Genomic DNA, 16,712 nt, shown 5'->3' with positions numbered 1-16,712 from the left:
GCGCACGCTCCCGCTTCCGCGGATCCCGTCACGCGGGACTGGGCGGAACGACTCCCCCGGACCCGCTCGGGCCACTCGTCTGTGGCCCGGAAGGGGCTGTTCCCTCGCCCCGCCCCTTGTCGATCCCGAGCAATCGGTTGATATTGCCCTTGCGGCCGACGACGAACCACGCGACGGCACCGAACAGCGGCACCCAGAGCACTCCGATCACCCAGAGCAGCTTGCCGCCGCCGGTGAGGTCCTTGTGGGCGAGAATGGACACCAGGGCCCATATCACCAGGACGATGAGTGCCAGCAGCGCGATGCCGGCCAGCACGGCGAACAGTCCGCTGAAGAACGCCAGCCCTTCGTTGTACCCCTGCCCCGGACCATCCACGGCAATCCCCCCAAAGTCGACCATTGTCGATCTATGCTTACCCAAAGCACTTTAACGTGACACAACGTAGTTTCGCCTGATCGTCCTCGCCCGGAGTCGGACCCACCGCGTACTCCGTTGACCGTGGGCCGAACGGACGGCCCAGGAACGCCACCAGCGCGGTTGGTACACCCATGCTGGCGTTCGGCCACGTGAACGCCCCTGTCACTGCTTTACTAGAGCTCATGGGGTTGCGTTATCCACTGCGCTGTGATCAAAGGGCGGCAGAACAGCGCAGGATCCACAGATCGATGGCGTCACCGCCCGCGCCGCCGGGCTAGCCATGGAGACAAGCTCACCGCGGTACCTGATGGTGGCGGAGTCCCTCCGCCGCCCGATCCTCGAGGGCCGGCTCCCCCCGGGAACCCGGCTCCCCTCTCGCGCCCAGTTGGCGGTACGCCACCGCGTCAGCGAACAGGTCTCCCGGCACGCGCTACGGCTCCTCATGACCGAGGGGCTCGTGGAGAGCCGTCCCGGCTCGGGGTACTACGTGCGGCGCCGACCGATGGCCCACCGTCTGCCCCGCACCGGCAGTGACACCGGGCCCATGGGGACGTTCCTCGGCGAACACCTGGGAGCGACGACGATCGCGGCGGCCCCGGCCGAGGCGGCGCGGCTGAACGTCCGGGTGGGCGAGTCGCTCTACCGGACCCGTCATCTCGCACGCTCCGAGGAGATCCCGGTCATGATCCACACCTCGTGGGAGCCGACCGCGCTCACTCGGGGGACCAACCACTCGCCGTTACACGCCTCGACAGACGAGAACCCGGTCGACCGGCTGGCCCGAGCGGGCACGGTGGTCGACCGGGTCTTGGAGTGTGTCACGGTACGGCCCGCACGCGAGCCGGAGGCGGAGCTGCTCGGCACGGAGCCGGGGCAGGCCGCGCTGGTGATCGAACGTACCCACTTCAGCGGCCAGCGGCCCGTGGAGACGTCACACCTGGTGGCGGCACCCGAGGGATGTGAACTCGTCTACCGACTGAGTCTCAGCCCCCGAATGCCCTCACCACGTCCTAGCCCGTGAACTCCTTGGCCACGACCTCGGCGATCTGCGCGGTGTTCAGCGCGGCGCCCTTACGCAGGTTGTCCCCGCACAGGAAGAGGTCCAGCGCCCGCGGGTCGTCCAGGGAACGCCGAATGCGCCCCACCCAGGTGGGGTCGGTGCCCACGACGTCGGCGGGCGTGGGGAACTCGTTCTTCTCCGGGTTGTCCAGGACGCTGACACCGGGCGCCGCCTCCAGGACGCCGCGGGCGGCGTCGGCCGTCAGCTCCTGCTCGAAGACCGCGTGCACCGCGAGGGAGTGCGTCGTGATCACGGGCACCCGGACGCAGGTCGCCGAGACGCGGACGTCCGGCAGGTCGAGGATCTTACGGGTCTCGTTGCGGACCTTCAGTTCCTCGGAGAACCAGCCGTCCTCCTTGAGCGACCCCGCCGACGGCACGACGTTCATCGCGAGCGGAGCCGGGAACGGACCCAGCTCTCCGACCGCCTCCCGCACGTCGCCGGGCTCGTCACCGAGTGTGCGGTCGGCCGCGACCGTCGCGTACTGGTCCCGCAGGACGTCAATGCCTTCCTGGCCGGCGCCCGACGCCGCCTGGTAGGAGGCGACGACGAGTTCCTTGAGACCGTAGTTGCGGTGCAGCGCGCCCAGAGCCACGATCATGGAGAGCGTGGTGCAATTGGGATTGCTGATGATCCCGCGCGGCCGGTTCCGGGTCGCCTCGGCGTTGACCTCGGGGACGACCAGCGGAACCTCGGGGTCCATGCGGAAGGCCCCGGAGTTGTCCACGGCGACCGCACCCCGCGACACCGCGACCGGCGCCCACTGCTCCGACACCTCGTCGGGAACGTCGAACATGGCGACGTCCACGCCGTCGAACACCTCAGGCGTGAGCGCCTGGACCTCGACCTCCTCACCACGGACGGTGAGGCGCTTGCCCGCGGACCGAGCGGAGGCGACCAGACGGATCTCCCCCCACACGTTCTCGCGGCTGGACAGGATGCCCAGCATGACGCTGCCGACGGCGCCGGTGGCACCGACGACGGCCAGGGTGGGAAGCTTCTCGCTCATCGTCCGGTCCCTCCGTACACAACCGCCTCGACCTGGTCAGCGTCGAGCTGGAACTCGGTGTGCGCCGCGCCCACGGCGGCGTCCACCTCCTCCTCCGCCACGACGACGGAGATCCGGATCTCCGAGGTCGAGATCATTTCGATGTTCACGCCAGCGCCGGCGATGGAGTCGAAGAACCGGGCGGTGACCCCCGGGTAGGAACGCATCCCCGCGCCGACCAGCGAGACCTTGCCGATCCGGTCGTTGTAGAGCAGCGAGGTGAACCCGACCTGCTCCTGGATCTTCTTCAGGGCGGCGAGCGCGATCTGACCGTGGGAGGTGGGCAGTGTGAAGGAGATGTCGGTCCGCGCGGTACCCGCGGCGGACACGTTCTGCACGATCATGTCGATGTTGATCTCCGCCTCGGCGAGCGTGCGGAAGATCGCGGCGGCCTCACCGACCTGGTCGGGGACGCCCACGACGGTGATCTTGGCTTCGCTCCGGTCGTGTGCGACTCCGGAGATGATCGGTTGTTCCATGCCTTCGCTTTCCTCGACGTGCGGGAGCACCCAGGTGCCCGGCTTCTGACTGAACGACGACCGCACATGGATCGGGATGTTGTACCGCCGCGCGTACTCCACGCACCGTAGGTGCAGGATCTTGGCGCCGCAGGCAGCCATCTCCAGCATCTCCTCGTTGGAGATCTCCGGGATCCGACGTGCAGTCGGGACGATGCGCGGGTCCGCGGTGAACACGCCGTCGACGTCGGTGTAGATCTCGCAGGCGTCGGCGTCGAGCGCCGCGGCGAGAGCCACGGCCGTGGTGTCAGTGCCCCCACGACCGAGTGTCGTGATGTCCTTGCTGTCCTGGGACACACCCTGGAAGCCGGCGACGATCGCGATCGCTCCGTCGTCCAGCGCCTCCCGGATCCGTCCTGGCGTGACATCGATGATCTTGGCGTTGCCGTGCAGCGAGGTGGTGATGACCCCTGCCTGCGATCCGGTGAAGGACCGCGCCTCGTAACCGAGGTTGCCGATCGCCATCGCGACCAGGGCCATGGAGATGCGTTCGCCCGAGGTCAGCAACATGTCGAGCTCGCGCCCAGGGGGCAGCGGAGCGACCTGCTCGGCCAGGTCGAGTAGCTCATCGGTCGAGTCGCCCATCGCCGAGACAGCGACGACGACGTCGTATCCCGCCTTTTTCTGCGCGACGATCCGCTGTGCCACTCGTTTGATGGCCGCCGCGTCCGCGACGGAGGAACCACCGTACTTTTGCACAATCAGAGCCACAGCTCGACGCTCCTGGAGGTTGGATACAGACAGCCAACCGTCAAGTGTAGTCAGGGGACCCAATCGAGGCGTGAACCGGCGTCGACGACGTCCCACCCTGTGACCAGGGCGGGAGCTACTGGCCCACCGTCCTACGCCCCTCGAACGCCCGCCCGAGCGTGACCTCGTCGGCGTACTCGAGGTCCCCGCCCACCGGCAATCCGCTGGCGAGACGGGTCACCTTGAGGTCCATCGGTTGGACCAGCCGAGCGAGGTAGGTCGCGGTCGCCTCACCCTCGAGGTTGGGGTCGGTGGCGATGATGAGTTCCGTCACTCCGGGGAGCCGCGCCATCAGTTCCGTGATCCGTAGATCGTCCGGCCCCACCCCGTCGATCGGGCTGATCGCGCCGCCGAGGACGTGGTAGCGCCCCCGGAACTCGCGCGTGCGCTCGATGGCGACGACGTCCTTGGACTCCTCCACGACGCAGATCACCGCCGGGTCGCGCCGGGGGTCACGGCAGATACGGCACTGCTCCTCCTCGGAGACGTTGCCGCACACCGTGCAGAACCGGACACGCTCCTTGACCTGCACGAGCGCGTCCACGAGTTGACGCACGTCCGACTCGTCCGCGGCCAGCAGGTGGAACGCGATGCGCTGCGCGCTCTTGGGGCCCACGCCCGGCAGCCGCCCGAGCTCGTCCACCAGGTTCTGGACCGCACCTTCGTACATGCTCGGCGTCCCTCGTCAGAAGCCGGGGAGGCCGGGCATACCGCCGGGCATGCCCCCGCCGCCGAGGCCCTCGGCCAACGGACCCATCTTCTCCTGCTGCAGTTCCTCGGCCGCGCGCTCCGCGTCCCGGATCGCGGCGAGCACGAGGTCAGCGATGGTCTGCGCCGTGTCCTCGGCGTCATCGGCGTCGACGGCCTCCGGGGAGATCGTGACGTCCAGCACCTCGCGCTGCCCGTTCACCGTCACCTTCACCAGCCCGCCGCCCGCGGATCCCTCGACCTTGGCCTCGGAGAGCTGTTGCTGGGCGTCCATCAGCTGCTGCTGCATCTGCTGCGCCTGCTGCAGCAGCGCCTGCATGTTCATGTCGCCGCCAGGATTCACCGTTGTCTCCTCCGCACGATTTCGGGGCCGGCCCGGTCTACATAGCCCTCACTGTGAGCGTATCCGCTCACATGCGGGAACTGGCGAACCCGCGACGTCAACGCCGCGGGCCTCAACCCCCTAGGCGCAGCCGTAGAGACGGTCGCCGGCGTCGCCGAGGCCGGGCACGATGAAGCCCTGGTCGTTGAGGCGCTCGTCCACCGCCGCGGTGACCACGCGGACGTCCACCTCGCGGTCGACGTTGCTCAGTTCCTCCTCCAGCGCACGGATCCCCTCGGGGGCCGCCAGCAGACAGATCGCCGTGACCTTGTCCGCGCCGCGGTCGAGCAGGAGCCGCAGGGACGCGGCGAGCGTGCCGCCGGTGGCGAGCATCGGGTCCAGGACGTAGCACTGCCGGCCGGTGAGGCTCTTCGGCAGTCGGTCCGCGTAGGTCGCGGGCCGCAGCGTGGTCTCGTCCCGGGCCATCCCCAGGAACCCGACCTCGGCCGTGGGCAGCAGACGCGTCATCCCGTCCAGCATTCCCAGCCCGGCACGCAGGATGGGGATCACGAGCGGCGCGGGACGGCTGAGCTGCACCCCCGGGGCCGGACCGAGTGGCGTCTCCACCGTGACATCCGAGACCCAGACGTCGCGCGTGGCCTCGTAGGCCAGCAGTGTGACGAGTTCGTCGGTGAGCCGGCGGAACGTCGGGGAGTCGGTGTTGACGTCACGCAGCACGGCGAGTTTGTGCGCGACGAGCGGATGGTCAACAGTGAGTGCTTCCATGGCAGGCCGTTCGGTCGGGGATGCGGTCAGGGATCACATCGGTGATGAGCGTCCGCAGCAGCCTACCCAAGCCCTCCTTCGTGACCACCGCGGAGTGGGGCACCGATCCATGGCTCCGACGCAGGTCGCGGTGCCCTGTTTCGCCACGACTTCCCGCCGCGCCACAAAGTCGGCTGTAATAGGCACGTGCGCCCCGACACCTTTGACTCAGACGGCTTTCGTGACGACGCCACCGGCGACGAGTTCTCCAGCGGGTACCGTGACGCCCTCCCCGAGGATCTGCAATCCTGGCCTCTCGACAACCAGCCAGGCGGGATAGCGATGACGGAACCCGACATGAGTGAGGACGTCCCCACGGACTTCGCGGCGGTCGCCTACCGCGAAGAGAACCAATGGGACGTCGATCTCCTCCCCGTGGCTCTTACCCACGACCTTCGGGGACTCCTCCACGCTCTGCGGCAACAACCAAGTATCAGTGGCGCGATCGGAATGGTCGCGATCGGCGACGACTTCTTCGTGCTGATCCGTTCCTACGGCCACGACAGCGTCGCGCTGTTCCTGTCCGACGTGACCGCGTCGCTCGACTGGCAAATGGCCCGCGACGTACTGGACCACCTCGACATCGACCTCCCCGACGACGAGGAACTGGACCAGGTCCTTCCCGCCGGGGACCTCTCCATCCTCGCCGACCTCGGTGTGGACGAGATGGAACTCGGTGCCCTCGCCGGCGACCTCGACCTCTACCCCGACGAGGTCCTCGCCAGCATCTCCGAACGACTGGGCTTCCCCCAGGCCTTCCAACGCGCGCTGGACTCCCTGGGGTGACCGAAACCGGCCCCGGGGTCCGCCGGGCCCGGTTCGACGCCGCGATGACGCGCGCCCTGACCGAGGCCGAGACCGCCGCCGACCAGGGCGAGGTCCCGGTCGGCGCGGTGGTTCTCGACCCAGACGGCACCGTGATCGGGGTGGGCCGCAACGACCGAGAGGACACCCACGACCCAACCGGCCACGCCGAGGTGGTCGCCCTCCGCGCCGCGGCCCGTGCCCGGGACGACTGGCGCCTGACCGGCTGCACCCTCGCCGTCACCCTGGAACCCTGCGCCATGTGCGCCGGTGCCCTCGTCCTCGCCCGGATCGAGACCCTCGTCTACGGCGCCCGCGATCCCAAGGCCGGCGCGGCGGGCTCCCTGTGGGACATCGTCCGTGATCCCCGCCTCAACCACCAGCTCGAAGTCATCCCCCCCGACCTCATCTCCCCCGACACCGCGGAACGTTGTTCCCGACTCCTTTTCTCGTTCTTCTCCGCCCGACGGCTCAGGTAGAGTGGTCTGCGGTGGAGTCGCCTAGTGGCCGAGGGCGCTCGCCTCGAAAGCGAGTGAAGGGCAACCTTCCGTGGGTTCAAATCCCACCTCCACCGCCGTCAGGGACGTTCGCCCAGGTGAACGTCCCTTTTTCTGTGCCTGGAGGTGGGCCCGGGGATGGGTCTGCTGCGACGGGTAGCCTGGCTTGCTACCGTGCCTGTGTCAGTCGCGGCTGGCCGCGACCCTGCACGCTCGAACTGTCCCCGAGAGGTCGTCCCCATGCGTGTCACCCCCTCCCCTTCGCTGCACCGCTACGCGTTGCGTGCCGGTGCGGTGGTCGCAGCCGGTGCGTTGCTCGCCGGCTGTTCCGACGACGGCTCCCTTGACGTCGACGGAGCACAGGAGACCGTTGACGAGGCTGTTGACGGCGCACAGGAAGCAGCCGACGACGCGACGTCGGACACCGGCGACGAGGCGGACTCCACCGACGAGTCCACCGAGACCGCCGACTCGGAGTCCGACGGGGACTCCGACGACAGTTGGTGGGACACGGTCGTCGGCTGGTTCTCCGGCGACGATGACGACGCCTCCGACGAGCCCACCGAGGACGAGTCGTCCGACGAACCCAGCGAGGAGGAGTCCCCGGAGGAGACCGAGGACCCTGACGCGGAGGACGAGCCGACCGAGGAGGAGTCCCCGGAGGAGGACGCGGAATCCGACGACAGTTGGTGGGACACGATCGTCGGCTGGTTCTCCGGCGACGACGACGAGGACGCGGACGCTGAGGACGACGAGGACGAGGAGGGAGAGGAGGAGGCCGCCTCCTACGGCTTCCCCGAGTCCTGCGCGGAGGCCGGCGCCGCCGAGGCCGCGGGAGACCTGCTTCCCTTCGGGGCCCAGGTCCAGGAGGACTCCGGCGAGTTCGAGGCGTACGCCGACGCCCGGTACCTCATCTGCTCCTGGGACGGCCAGGAGGAGTCCTTCACCCTGATCTACACGGAGAACGCCGACCCCTCCGGGCTGGTCAACCTGGCCGGCGAGAGCGGCGAGCAGGAGATGAACTGGGAGGTGGACGTCGACATGGACGTCGAGAACTACCGCAGCACCGAGGCGGACGAGCTCGGCGGGGACCTCGACTACTCCTCCACCGTCGACGGCAACACCCAGATCATGCACCTGTCCCTGCCGGACAACTTCTGGGTGGCCGGGGTCTCGGTCAACCAGGACGTGGAGCAGCCGGACCTGGAGCGCGTGGTGTACGACGCGGCGGAACGCCTGTAGCGACCAACCACCTCCAGAGACACCGAGGGGCGCGGAGTGTTCTCCGCGCCCCTCGACTCTTCTCGGTTCCCGACGGCCGCCGTCGACGTGCGGGCGGCGGCCCTGGGATCAGTTCTCGATCGGGATCTCCTCCAGCTCGCCGAACACCCCGGCGCGCATGGTGAGCTCCTCGACGTCCATCGGCGGCCCCGGGAACACGGCGACCACCTCGTAGGTGTTGTCTGGCTGCAGTTGGTGCACGTCCTCGGCGAACGGCGTGGAACGACCGTTCTCGAGCGTGAGTTGGGAGACATAGCGCACGAGCTCGGTCTCGGGGTCCAGGAGCTGGAACCCACCGAGCGAACCGGAGCTGAACTGCGTGGGCCCACCGGAGCGGGCCGCGTCGCCCCCGAGGTCGGGGATGACCGGGGTGTCGGTGGTGTTGGTGAGGGTCACCGTGCCGATGACGTAGGCACCGTCCCGGCGGAGGGGGTAGACGTCCAGTCGCACGCCGTCGTCCTCGGCGGTCGCCACCACGTCGCCGGGGTCGTCGGTGTAGGGCGCGGGCCAGTGCACGGTCCGCTCGGCGACGCCGAGACCGTCGTCCGACTCCTCCTCCTCGGCGGGGGTCTCGGTGGACACCTTGTAGGAGAACTCGACGCGGCGGTTACGAGCGCGGGCCTCCTCGTCGTCGGGGCCACCCTCGACGGCGATCGGCTCGGTGCTGCCCCGGCCTTCGACCTCGTACTCGAACTCGTCCTCCAGCTCGTCCTCGAGAACGCCGCGCACAGTGCTCGCCCGTTCCTCGGAGAGGGTCTGGTTGTAGGAGTCCGAGCCAATGCCGTCGGTGTGACCGATGACGGTGATCACCGGCTCGACGGGGTCGACACTGTTGCGCAGCGTCTGGGCAACGTCACGGACGACGTCCTCCGCGTCGTCGGTGAGGTCGGACTCGTCGAACTCGAAGGTGACGTCGGAGTGGAGGGCGATGGTCTCCACGTCACCCTCGCGCGTGACCGACGCGACCTCGGAGTCGACGTAGCTCTCGACCCATCCCACGTCCGCCTCGGCACCGTCGTCGGGGGGACGGTTCTCGAAGGTGAGGGAGTCCTCGTCCGGTGGGTCGTCCAGGGAGAGGTGCTGGGGCCCGTTGGGATTCTCCGGGTCCGGTTGTTCCTCGTCGACGTCCTGGATCGGGATCCCGGTCATCGCGCCGAGTCCGCTGCCGATCATCGTGACCTGTTCGACGTCCTCGGGGATCGGGGGGAAGTAGCGTCGGTACTCGTTCGTGACCCCGTCGTGCACCGGGTAGAGGCCGTCCTCGTTGGGGCTCACCGACCCGTACTTCAGGGCCTGGGCGTCGGTGTACTCACGCCACACCCGTCCGCTGAGCGGGTCGACCAGGGTGTGCGGCATGCTGAGGTTCCGGTTGGCCCCCTCGAAACCGTCCGGGTAGTTCACCTCGTAGTACATGACGGTGTAGTCCGCGGTCCGCTCCATTCCGGTGATCGCGAACCGCATCTCGTCGTCGTTGCCCGTGTCCTGGAAGATCCGCCCCTCACGGACGTAGGGGTAGTCCTCCTCGACCGGGGGAGGCTCGTCGTCGCCGCCGACACTACAGCCGGCGAGAAGGAGGCTGCCGGACGCCAACAGCGCAAGGGAGGACTTTGGCCGCACCATGCCGGACTACTCCGATCCTTGAGGGGGAGGTACCCACCGACCTGTCGAGTACCTAGCACCGACACCGTACCGGAGACTGGTATGGGGCCTCTCCTCCTTCCCTCTCCACTACGTATGACCAGGGGAACCACCGTGACGTCCGGGTCACGACCCCCTGGGTCCACCGCGGACTCCCGGGCTTCTCGGCGTGATTCCGCGGGACGGCGAGGGGCCCACAACGGGCGCGGCCGGGGGCGGTGACCCCGGTGGAAGGCCAGTGGCTTCCTCGTGGACGGGAGATGGGGGCGGTGACCACCGCGAGAGCGGAGTCCGCCCGCCCCGTCCTCCCCGACGCGCGTCGGGTACGGAGCTTCAGCGCTCCCGGACCTTCTCGACCGAACGGCTCATGAGGTCCTGGATCTCGGCCAGGTCCTCCTCGTCGAGGGTGGCCTCCGCTGCCTCTCGTTCCTCCTGATAGTCCTGGAACGAGCCGGGGAGCGTGTCCTCTCCCGAACTGGACACGTCGGGCAGCGGGAACGAGGGGCCCCCTCCGATGTCCACCTCGTGGATGGCGATCATCACGTCGTCTACGAGGGTCATCGCCATTCGGACGTGCACGTCGACCTGCTCGACGGAGATGGTGACGTTGATCCCCAAGAAGTCGTCCGGCATTCCCTCGAGCTCGAAGGGCGCGATCCGCATGTCACCCTCCTCACCCTCGACGGTGATGCGGGCGTCGGAGCACGCTGCTTCGAGCTCGTCGAACCCGTCGCCCCGCAACGAAGCCTCCCCCACGTCGCCTCCGCTCATCAGGACCTGGGAGAAGATCGAGCTGTCATACGGAGAGCCGGTATTGACGGCGGCGTGCCCCTCCACGTTGTAGGAGTCGGCCATCTCCACCGGAGTTCCCAGGAGATCCGCGCACTCACTCGGGCTGACGTCGTCGAACTCGTCGCCGGGCATGAACGAGGACCACGAATCATTCAGCTCGTCGTGATCGATCGGTTCCAGCTCGTACCCGGACGGATAGTCATTCTCGGTGAGCAGAAGCGCGCGCAGCTCACTGCTGGGGCGAATCTCCGGGTCCGACAGTCCGCAGGCGCCCAGCGACACCAACACGGGCACGAGCACAGCGCTACCAAGGGTTCGAAATGGGGGCATGGGCCGATCGTGCCGTGGGAAGCGGCATCGGCAAAGGCATCGACCACGAACGGTCACCGTGGACACAGGCCGAACGGGGCGCCCTCGGGCGGCCAGGCTCCCGCCCCACCAACGACGAGAGGCCCGACCGGTGTCCGGTCGGGCCTCTCGTGTGCCCTGCTGGGCGGGTGCGGAGGATAAGGGATTCGAACCCTTGAGGGGTTGCCCCCAACACGCTTTCCAAGCGTGCGCCCTAGGCCACTAGGCGAATCCTCCGCGAGACAGCCTACATGGGAATGGCCGGTGCTCCGTACCTGATTCCATCCACTCCCCCACAGAGGCTAGACTCAGGGGCAGACCCCTCGTGCGGCGTCACCTTATGAACCTCCCCAGGGCCGGAAGGCAGCAAGGATAAGTAAGCTCTGGCGGGTGCGCGAGGGGTCCCTTTGTCTCCGAGGGAGCCATCCGTGAGCGTCGCTCTTTACCGCAAGTACCGGCCTGGCAGCTTCGGTGAGGTGCGCGGGCAGGAGCATGTGACCGAGCCCCTGCGCCAGGCCCTGCGAACCGGTCGCATCAACCATGCCTACCTGTTCAGTGGTCCCCGCGGCTGCGGCAAGACCACGAGCGCGCGCATCCTCGCCCGCTCGTTGAACTGTGCCGAGGGACCGACCCCCGATCCGTGTGGCACCTGCGACTCCTGCGTCGCCCTCGCCCCCGACGGGGCGGGCAGCGTGGACGTCATCGAGATCGACGCCGCCTCCCACGGCGGCGTGGACGACGCCCGAGAGCTGCGGGAGCGCGCCTTCTTCGCGCCGGTGAGCTCGCGGTACAAGGTGTACATCGTCGACGAGGCGCACATGGTGACACGGGAGGGTTTCAACGCCCTCCTCAAACTCGTCGAGGAACCGCCGCCGCACCTCAAGTTCATCTTCGCCACGACCGAGCCGGACAAGGTGATCAGCACCATCCGCTCGCGGACCCACCACTACCCCTTCCGCCTCATCGCGCCCAGCACGCTGCGCCAGTTGATGGAGGAGATCCTGGCGTCGGAGGGCATCGCCTACGACGCCGCGGCGCTTCCCCTCGTCGTACGCGCGGGGGCCGGATCCGCGCGTGACTCACTGTCCGTCCTCGACCAACTGCTGGCCGGGTCCGACGAGCGGGGGATCACCCGGGACGGGGCGGTCGGTCTGCTCGGCTACACCGACTCGACCCTGCTGGCGGAGATGGTGCAGGCACTCGGGGCGCAGGACGGCGCGGCGGTGTTCGAACTCATCGACAGGATCGTCGAGGCGGGCAACGACCCACGTCGCTTCGCCGCCGACCTGCTGGAACGGATCAGGGACCTGCTCGTCCTCACCGCCGTTCCCGACGCCCTGGACAAGGGGCTCATCAACGTCTCGCCCGACGCCACCGAGCAGATGGAGCGGCAGGCCCGGAGCATCGGCCACTCGGCGCTCACCCACGCGGCGAGCACCCTCAGCGAGGGACTGACCCAGATGCGCGGGGCCACGGCACCGCGCCTCCAGCTCGAACTCATCTGCGCCCGGATCCTCTATCCGGCGACCGTCGGGGTGGCACAGCCCGCGACGGCGGCGCCCCCCGTCGCCGCGTCTGGGCCGTCGACGACCCAGGCGCCAACGGCCGCCCAGCCACCGCAGGCCACGCCGCGACCCGCGCCGACCCAGCAGCCGCAACCCCAGCGGTCGACGGCCCAGCCACCACCCGCACGACCGGCCCAGGCGCGACCGCCCGAGACCCAGCAGGATCCGCCTCAGCAGGCACCGGAACCGCAGGGGAACGCACCGAACCCGGGTCCCGCCTCCACACCTCCGGACGACGTCGGCACGGCCGCGGCAGGGTCAGACGCGCCCCCGGAACGTCCTGAGACGGCGAGCCCCGCCGTGTCGGCGGCTTCGCCGAGCGCGCCCGCCGCTCCCAGTCCTGGCGGCCCTGGTGGGAGCTCTGCCTCGGGCGATCCGACCACCCAGTCGGTCCTGAACGCGTGGCCCCGTGTCATGGAGGCGGTCAAGACGCGTCGGCGCTTCACCTGGATGATTCTCGCCGGCGAGGGGGTCGGCGTCGTCGCGGTGGACGGCAAGACCCTGCGTATCGGCTTCCCTCGCGCCAACGACGCCAAGGGTTTCAGCCGCTCGGGCAGCGACCAGATCCTCCAGGCCGCCTTGAACGACGTGCTGGGCGTCGAGCTGCACGTCGTCGCCGTGGAGGGTGAGGCGAGTCCCGCGCCGACGGGCCAGCAGGACGCTGGGCCGCCCCCGGCCGCCTCGCCGATGGGCGCGGACAACGCGCCGAGCACGCCCGTGACCGATCCCGGTCACCCGCCCGCCGCACGAACGAACGGCCCAGCGCCGACCCCGCCACCCCCAGTGGACGACGACCAGCCGCCTCCGCCGAGCGAACCAATGCCGTCGGGAGACGACGGAGGCGACGAACCGTCGGCCGGCCCCCCAAGCGGTGGGAATGCGGCCAGCTCCTTTACCGGCCGCCCCGTGACCACCTCCGGCAACGGCGGGGGGCGATCCGGCAACGGTGGGCCACCCTCCGGCGCCGCCCGTGCGCCCCAGCGGCCGTCGGCGGCCGACACCGCTTCCGCGACGACGGAGCCCGTCTCCCTCATTCAGAACGAGTTGGGCGGGCGACTGGTCGAAGAAATCGATCATCGACAGGAGTCCTCGTCCTGAACTCGCCCATAAAGGGCGATTAACCGTCGATTAGTTTTCGACAAACCGGACGAATGCCCAGCCTTTACCGTCGCGTCCTCCCAGGTCGACGACACTCTGGGCTGTGCGGTGTTCGAATATTCCGGGACCAGCGAATAGGCTTGGCATGTCACGTCGCCGCCTTCTCGCGAATACTCCACTTCTCGCGTGCGACGACCCGACCAACCCACGATTTCCGGTAGCCCAACCAGGAAGGATTGCCGCGACTCCCCGCGAATTCGTCAGAACGCTCATCCATACGTACCCACCCGGGCACCCCGGTCGGACGTCCGGGGTCATGGGTTGACCACGGTCTTGGTGATCGAATTTTGCCCAACCGGAATGTCTCAGTCCCCTGAGGAGTGCCATGCCCGACGCGAACGAGTCTGACGCGGACGCCTACGCCGCCATCGTGGAACGACTGCGTGGCGAGTTCGCGGATTCCCACCCGGAGTCAATCGTCACTCGGTGCGTCGATGCCGCTCGACAGGGAGCCAAGCAGGTCACAGGCGGCGAGGCCCCCGATCTCGTCGAGCGAATCGCCCGACAACACCTGCGTGTTCTCGACCTGGCCCACAGTCAGAGCCAGTAATCCCGACTGGCCCCCGACGCATCGGGGTACATCCCTAGAATGAGTGAACATCGGGGGCGTGACGGGAACCACAGAGCGGGTGACCTCCACTGTCATGCTGTTTCGGCGTGTTGTGCTTTACTGCCATCGCCCCTGGTGTAAGAATCAGCATGGGTTAGTGGGTCGATTGCTCGTTTCGGGAGTCTGCTGTGGCGAAGTTGAAGAAGTGGCTGGGCTTTGCCGCCATCGCGTTTGTCGCCTTCTACCTCCTCACGCAGCCTGAATCCGCGGCGGGGGTCATCCAGACCGGCATTGGCGGACTCATGTCCGCTGCCGACTCCCTCTCTCGATTCGTGAACGCGTTGGCCGTCTAGGCCCGGACTGTTCCCCACAACCGGATACAAGGTTGGTTAGGGCACCATGAAGCTCGTAACACCCGGCGATGCCGCTCCTGCCTCTGTCAATCGCTACCTACTCCCCCACGAACACCAGGTCATCACGATCCGCCGTCACCCCGCGGTCCTCATGGGCCCGGTGGCGCTGGTGTTGGGCACGCTGATCCTCGCCGGGATCCTCAGCAACACCCTGGCCAGCACCTCCGCCGCGCTCGCCGCGGTCTGGTGGCTCTGGCTCCTGGTCCTCGTGTGGTTCGTGTGGCGCATCGCGGAGTGGTCGGTCGAGTACTTCGTGATCACCTCGGCCCGTCTCCTGTTCACCACGGGCCTGATCACCCGTCAGGTGAACATGATGCCGCTGGGCAAGGTCACCGACATGCGGTTCGAACGGTCCCTGCTGGGCCGCCTCATCGGCTACGGCGAGTTCATCATGGAGTCGGCCGGTCAGGACCAGGCCCTGAGCAAGATCACCTTCGTGCCGTATCCGGAACAGCTCTACCTCGAGGTCGTCGGACTGATCTTCCCCAGCAAGGACGGTGGAGACTGACCGCTCCACGCGGCCACCCCGATTCGGTAGGACGTACGAAAGGACCGGCGGGACTCGGACCGAGTCCCGCCGGTCCTTTCGTGTCAGCCTGGATGTCTCTTGGTCGCCGTGTCACCCAGGCGCCATGTCGACAAACCGGCTGTAGTGTCCCTGGAAGGCCACCGTGACCGTCGCCGTCGGACCGTTACGGTGCTTCGCCACGATCAGGTCGGCCTCGCCCGCCCGTGGGGACTCCTTCTCGTAGGCGTCCTCGCGGTGCAGGAGGACGACCATGTCGGCGTCCTGCTCGATCGCTCCCGACTCCCGGAGGTCACTGAGCTGGGGCTTCTTGTCCGTACGCTGCTCCGGCCCGCGGTTTAGCTGGGAGAGGGCGATGACGGGCACCCCGAGTTCCTTCGCCAGCAGCTTCAGTGACCGCGACATCTCCGACACCTCCTGCTGCCGGCTCTCCACCCGACCGCCGGAGTTCATGAGCTGTAGGTAGTCGAGGATGATGAGCTTCAGGTCGTGCTGCTGTTTCAGCCGCCGGCACTTGGCGCGGATCTCCATCATGGACAGGTTGGGTGAGTCGTCGATGAAGAGCGGGGCCCCGGCGACCTCTCCCATCCGGCGGGCGAGCCGCGCCCAGTCGTCGTCGGTCATCATGCCCGACCGCATGGTGTGCAGCGGGACCCGTGCCTCGGCGGAGAGCAACCGCATGACGATCTCGTTGCGGCCCATCTCCAGGCTGAAGATCACCGAGGTGAGGTTGTTGTGGATACTCGCGGCCCGCCCGAAGTCGAGCGCCAATGTCGACTTGCCGACCGCCGGGCGCGCGGCGATGATGACCATCTGCCCCGGCTGGAGCCCGTTGGCCAACGCGTCGAAGTCGGTGAAGCCGGTGGGCACCCCCACCATGCCACCGTCATGGCTGGAGATCGCCTCGATCTCGTCCAACGCTCCCGGCATCACCTCGGCCAGGGGCTGGTAGTCCTCGGTGGTGCGCTTGTCGGCCACCCGCATGACTTCGGCCTGCGCCATGTCGACCAGTTGGTCGGCGTCGCCGTCGCCGCTGTAGCCCAACTGGGCGATGCGAGTCCCCACCTCCACGAGGCGGCGGAGCACCGCCCGCTCACCCACGATGCGGGCGTAGTACCCGGCGTTCGCGGCGGTCGGAACGGCGTCGGTCAGCGTGTGCAGATAGGGGGCACCCCCCACGCGGGTGATCTCGCCGCGTTTGGTGAGTTCGGCGTTGACCGAGATCGCGTCGACGGGCTCGCCACGCGAGAAGAGGTCGACGACGGTGTCGAAGACCAGTTGGTGGGACGGCTGATAGAAGTCGCCCGAGCGCACGATCTCCACGACCTGGGAGATCGCTTCCTTGGAGAGGAGCATCCCGCCGAGCACACACTGCTCGGCCATGATGTCGTGCGGTGGCGTCCGGTCATATCCGCTGTCCTGCTGCGGATACTCGCTCACCCTGTCCCCCTGCGTCGATGCCACGTGTTCGCGGACCTACGCCCGCGAATT

17 protein-coding genes, 2 tRNA genes and 1 other RNA gene are annotated in these 16,712 nt (G+C 68.2%); 10 read left to right on the top strand and 10 right to left on the bottom strand.

Features of this window, described 5'->3' with window-relative positions:
• Positions 1 to 28: 28 nt before the first annotated feature.
• On the bottom strand, positions 29 to 376 hold the full coding sequence (locus J4H86_RS16750) for a PLD nuclease N-terminal domain-containing protein (protein WP_236538689.1): 348 nt from the start codon (positions 374 to 376) through the stop codon (positions 29 to 31).
• Between the two features lie 322 nt (positions 377 to 698).
• On the opposite strand from J4H86_RS16750, the gene J4H86_RS16745 reads away from it, so the two are divergent.
• Complete coding sequence (locus J4H86_RS16745) at positions 699 to 1,439, top strand: GntR family transcriptional regulator (RefSeq protein ID WP_236538687.1); 741 nt, start codon at positions 699 to 701, stop codon at positions 1,437 to 1,439.
• Here J4H86_RS16745 and J4H86_RS16740 read toward each other — a convergent pair.
• The 5 genes from J4H86_RS16740 to upp all read right to left on the bottom strand — a co-directional run bounded on the left by J4H86_RS16740 (position 1,429) and on the right by upp (position 5,610).
• On the bottom strand, positions 1,429 to 2,487 hold the full coding sequence (locus J4H86_RS16740; RefSeq protein WP_236538686.1) for an aspartate-semialdehyde dehydrogenase: 1,059 nt from the start codon (positions 2,485 to 2,487) through the stop codon (positions 1,429 to 1,431). The genes J4H86_RS16745 and J4H86_RS16740 overlap by 11 nt on opposite strands.
• Positions 2,484 to 3,755 carry an aspartate kinase gene (locus J4H86_RS16735; RefSeq protein ID WP_236538685.1) on the bottom strand — a complete coding sequence of 424 codons (1,272 nt, stop codon included), beginning with the start codon at positions 3,753 to 3,755 and terminating at the stop codon, positions 2,484 to 2,486. Before J4H86_RS16735 ends, J4H86_RS16740 begins: the two co-directional genes overlap by 4 nt.
• Before the next feature lie 115 nt (positions 3,756 to 3,870).
• Positions 3,871 to 4,464, bottom strand: a complete 594-nt coding sequence (gene recR / locus J4H86_RS16730; RefSeq protein WP_236538684.1) for a recombination mediator RecR — start codon at positions 4,462 to 4,464, stop codon at positions 3,871 to 3,873.
• Between the two features lie 15 nt (positions 4,465 to 4,479).
• A complete protein-coding gene (locus tag J4H86_RS16725; RefSeq protein WP_236544069.1) occupies positions 4,480 to 4,827 on the bottom strand; it encodes a YbaB/EbfC family nucleoid-associated protein in 348 nt (115 codons plus the stop codon).
• Between the two features lie 138 nt (positions 4,828 to 4,965).
• Positions 4,966 to 5,610: a uracil phosphoribosyltransferase gene (gene upp / locus J4H86_RS16720; protein WP_236538683.1), complete on the bottom strand. Its 645-nt coding sequence runs from the start codon at positions 5,608 to 5,610 to the stop codon at positions 4,966 to 4,968.
• 321 nt (positions 5,611 to 5,931) lie between these two features.
• Between upp and J4H86_RS16715 the strand changes: the two genes are divergently transcribed.
• From J4H86_RS16715 to J4H86_RS16700, 4 genes are all read left to right on the top strand, one after another.
• Positions 5,932 to 6,435: a tRNA adenosine deaminase-associated protein gene (locus J4H86_RS16715; protein ID WP_236544068.1), complete on the top strand. Its 504-nt coding sequence runs from the start codon at positions 5,932 to 5,934 to the stop codon at positions 6,433 to 6,435.
• Positions 6,436 to 6,479: 44 nt separating this feature from the next.
• Positions 6,480 to 6,932, top strand: a complete 453-nt coding sequence (tadA, locus tag J4H86_RS16710) for a tRNA adenosine(34) deaminase TadA (protein WP_236544067.1) — start codon at positions 6,480 to 6,482, stop codon at positions 6,930 to 6,932.
• 10 nt (positions 6,933 to 6,942) lie between these two features.
• Positions 6,943 to 7,027, top strand: a tRNA-Ser gene (locus J4H86_RS16705).
• Between the two features lie 163 nt (positions 7,028 to 7,190).
• Positions 7,191 to 8,192: a hypothetical protein gene (locus tag J4H86_RS16700; RefSeq protein WP_236538682.1), complete on the top strand. Its 1,002-nt coding sequence runs from the start codon at positions 7,191 to 7,193 to the stop codon at positions 8,190 to 8,192.
• A 108-nt stretch (positions 8,193 to 8,300) separates the two neighbouring features.
• Here the strand turns inward: J4H86_RS16700 and J4H86_RS16695 are convergent, their stop codons facing one another.
• From J4H86_RS16695 to J4H86_RS16685, 3 genes are all read right to left on the bottom strand, one after another.
• The gene (locus tag J4H86_RS16695) at positions 8,301 to 9,851 is read right to left on the bottom strand and encodes an OmpA family protein (RefSeq protein ID WP_236538681.1); all 1,551 of its coding nucleotides are present in this window, start codon (positions 9,849 to 9,851) and stop codon (positions 8,301 to 8,303) included.
• A gap of 351 nt (positions 9,852 to 10,202) precedes the next feature.
• Positions 10,203 to 10,991: a hypothetical protein gene (locus J4H86_RS16690; RefSeq protein ID WP_236538680.1), complete on the bottom strand. Its 789-nt coding sequence runs from the start codon at positions 10,989 to 10,991 to the stop codon at positions 10,203 to 10,205.
• A gap of 170 nt (positions 10,992 to 11,161) precedes the next feature.
• A tRNA-Ser gene (locus J4H86_RS16685) sits at positions 11,162 to 11,246 on the bottom strand.
• 77 nt (positions 11,247 to 11,323) lie between these two features.
• On the opposite strand from J4H86_RS16685, the gene ffs reads away from it, so the two are divergent.
• The 5 genes from ffs to J4H86_RS16660 all read left to right on the top strand — a co-directional run bounded on the left by ffs (position 11,324) and on the right by J4H86_RS16660 (position 15,203).
• Positions 11,324 to 11,419, top strand: an RNA gene (gene ffs, locus J4H86_RS16680) — signal recognition particle sRNA small type.
• Positions 11,420 to 11,437: 18 nt separating this feature from the next.
• Positions 11,438 to 13,672: a DNA polymerase III subunit gamma and tau gene (locus tag J4H86_RS16675; RefSeq protein ID WP_236538679.1), complete on the top strand. Its 2,235-nt coding sequence runs from the start codon at positions 11,438 to 11,440 to the stop codon at positions 13,670 to 13,672.
• A 385-nt stretch (positions 13,673 to 14,057) separates the two neighbouring features.
• The gene (locus J4H86_RS16670) at positions 14,058 to 14,282 is read left to right on the top strand and encodes a hypothetical protein (RefSeq protein ID WP_236538678.1); all 225 of its coding nucleotides are present in this window, start codon (positions 14,058 to 14,060) and stop codon (positions 14,280 to 14,282) included.
• A 188-nt stretch (positions 14,283 to 14,470) separates the two neighbouring features.
• Positions 14,471 to 14,635 (top strand): hypothetical protein, encoded by a 165-nt coding sequence (locus J4H86_RS16665; RefSeq protein WP_236538677.1) that lies wholly within the window; start codon positions 14,471 to 14,473, stop codon positions 14,633 to 14,635.
• Between the two features lie 46 nt (positions 14,636 to 14,681).
• Positions 14,682 to 15,203, top strand: coding sequence for a PH domain-containing protein (locus J4H86_RS16660; RefSeq protein WP_236538675.1), 522 nt, complete (start codon positions 14,682 to 14,684; stop codon positions 15,201 to 15,203).
• A 111-nt stretch (positions 15,204 to 15,314) separates the two neighbouring features.
• Here J4H86_RS16660 and dnaB read toward each other — a convergent pair whose 3' ends face one another.
• The gene (gene dnaB / locus J4H86_RS16655) at positions 15,315 to 16,661 is read right to left on the bottom strand and encodes a replicative DNA helicase (protein ID WP_449451338.1); all 1,347 of its coding nucleotides are present in this window, start codon (positions 16,659 to 16,661) and stop codon (positions 15,315 to 15,317) included.
• Between the last annotated feature and the right edge of the window lie 51 nt (positions 16,662 to 16,712).

It is taken from the genome of Spiractinospora alimapuensis (assembly GCF_018437505.1).
GTDB classification, from domain to species: domain Bacteria; phylum Actinomycetota; class Actinomycetes; order Streptosporangiales; family Streptosporangiaceae; genus Spiractinospora; species Spiractinospora alimapuensis.
Note: the sequence above shows the minus strand (reverse complement) of the source record. Positions and strands in the feature narration are given on the sequence as shown.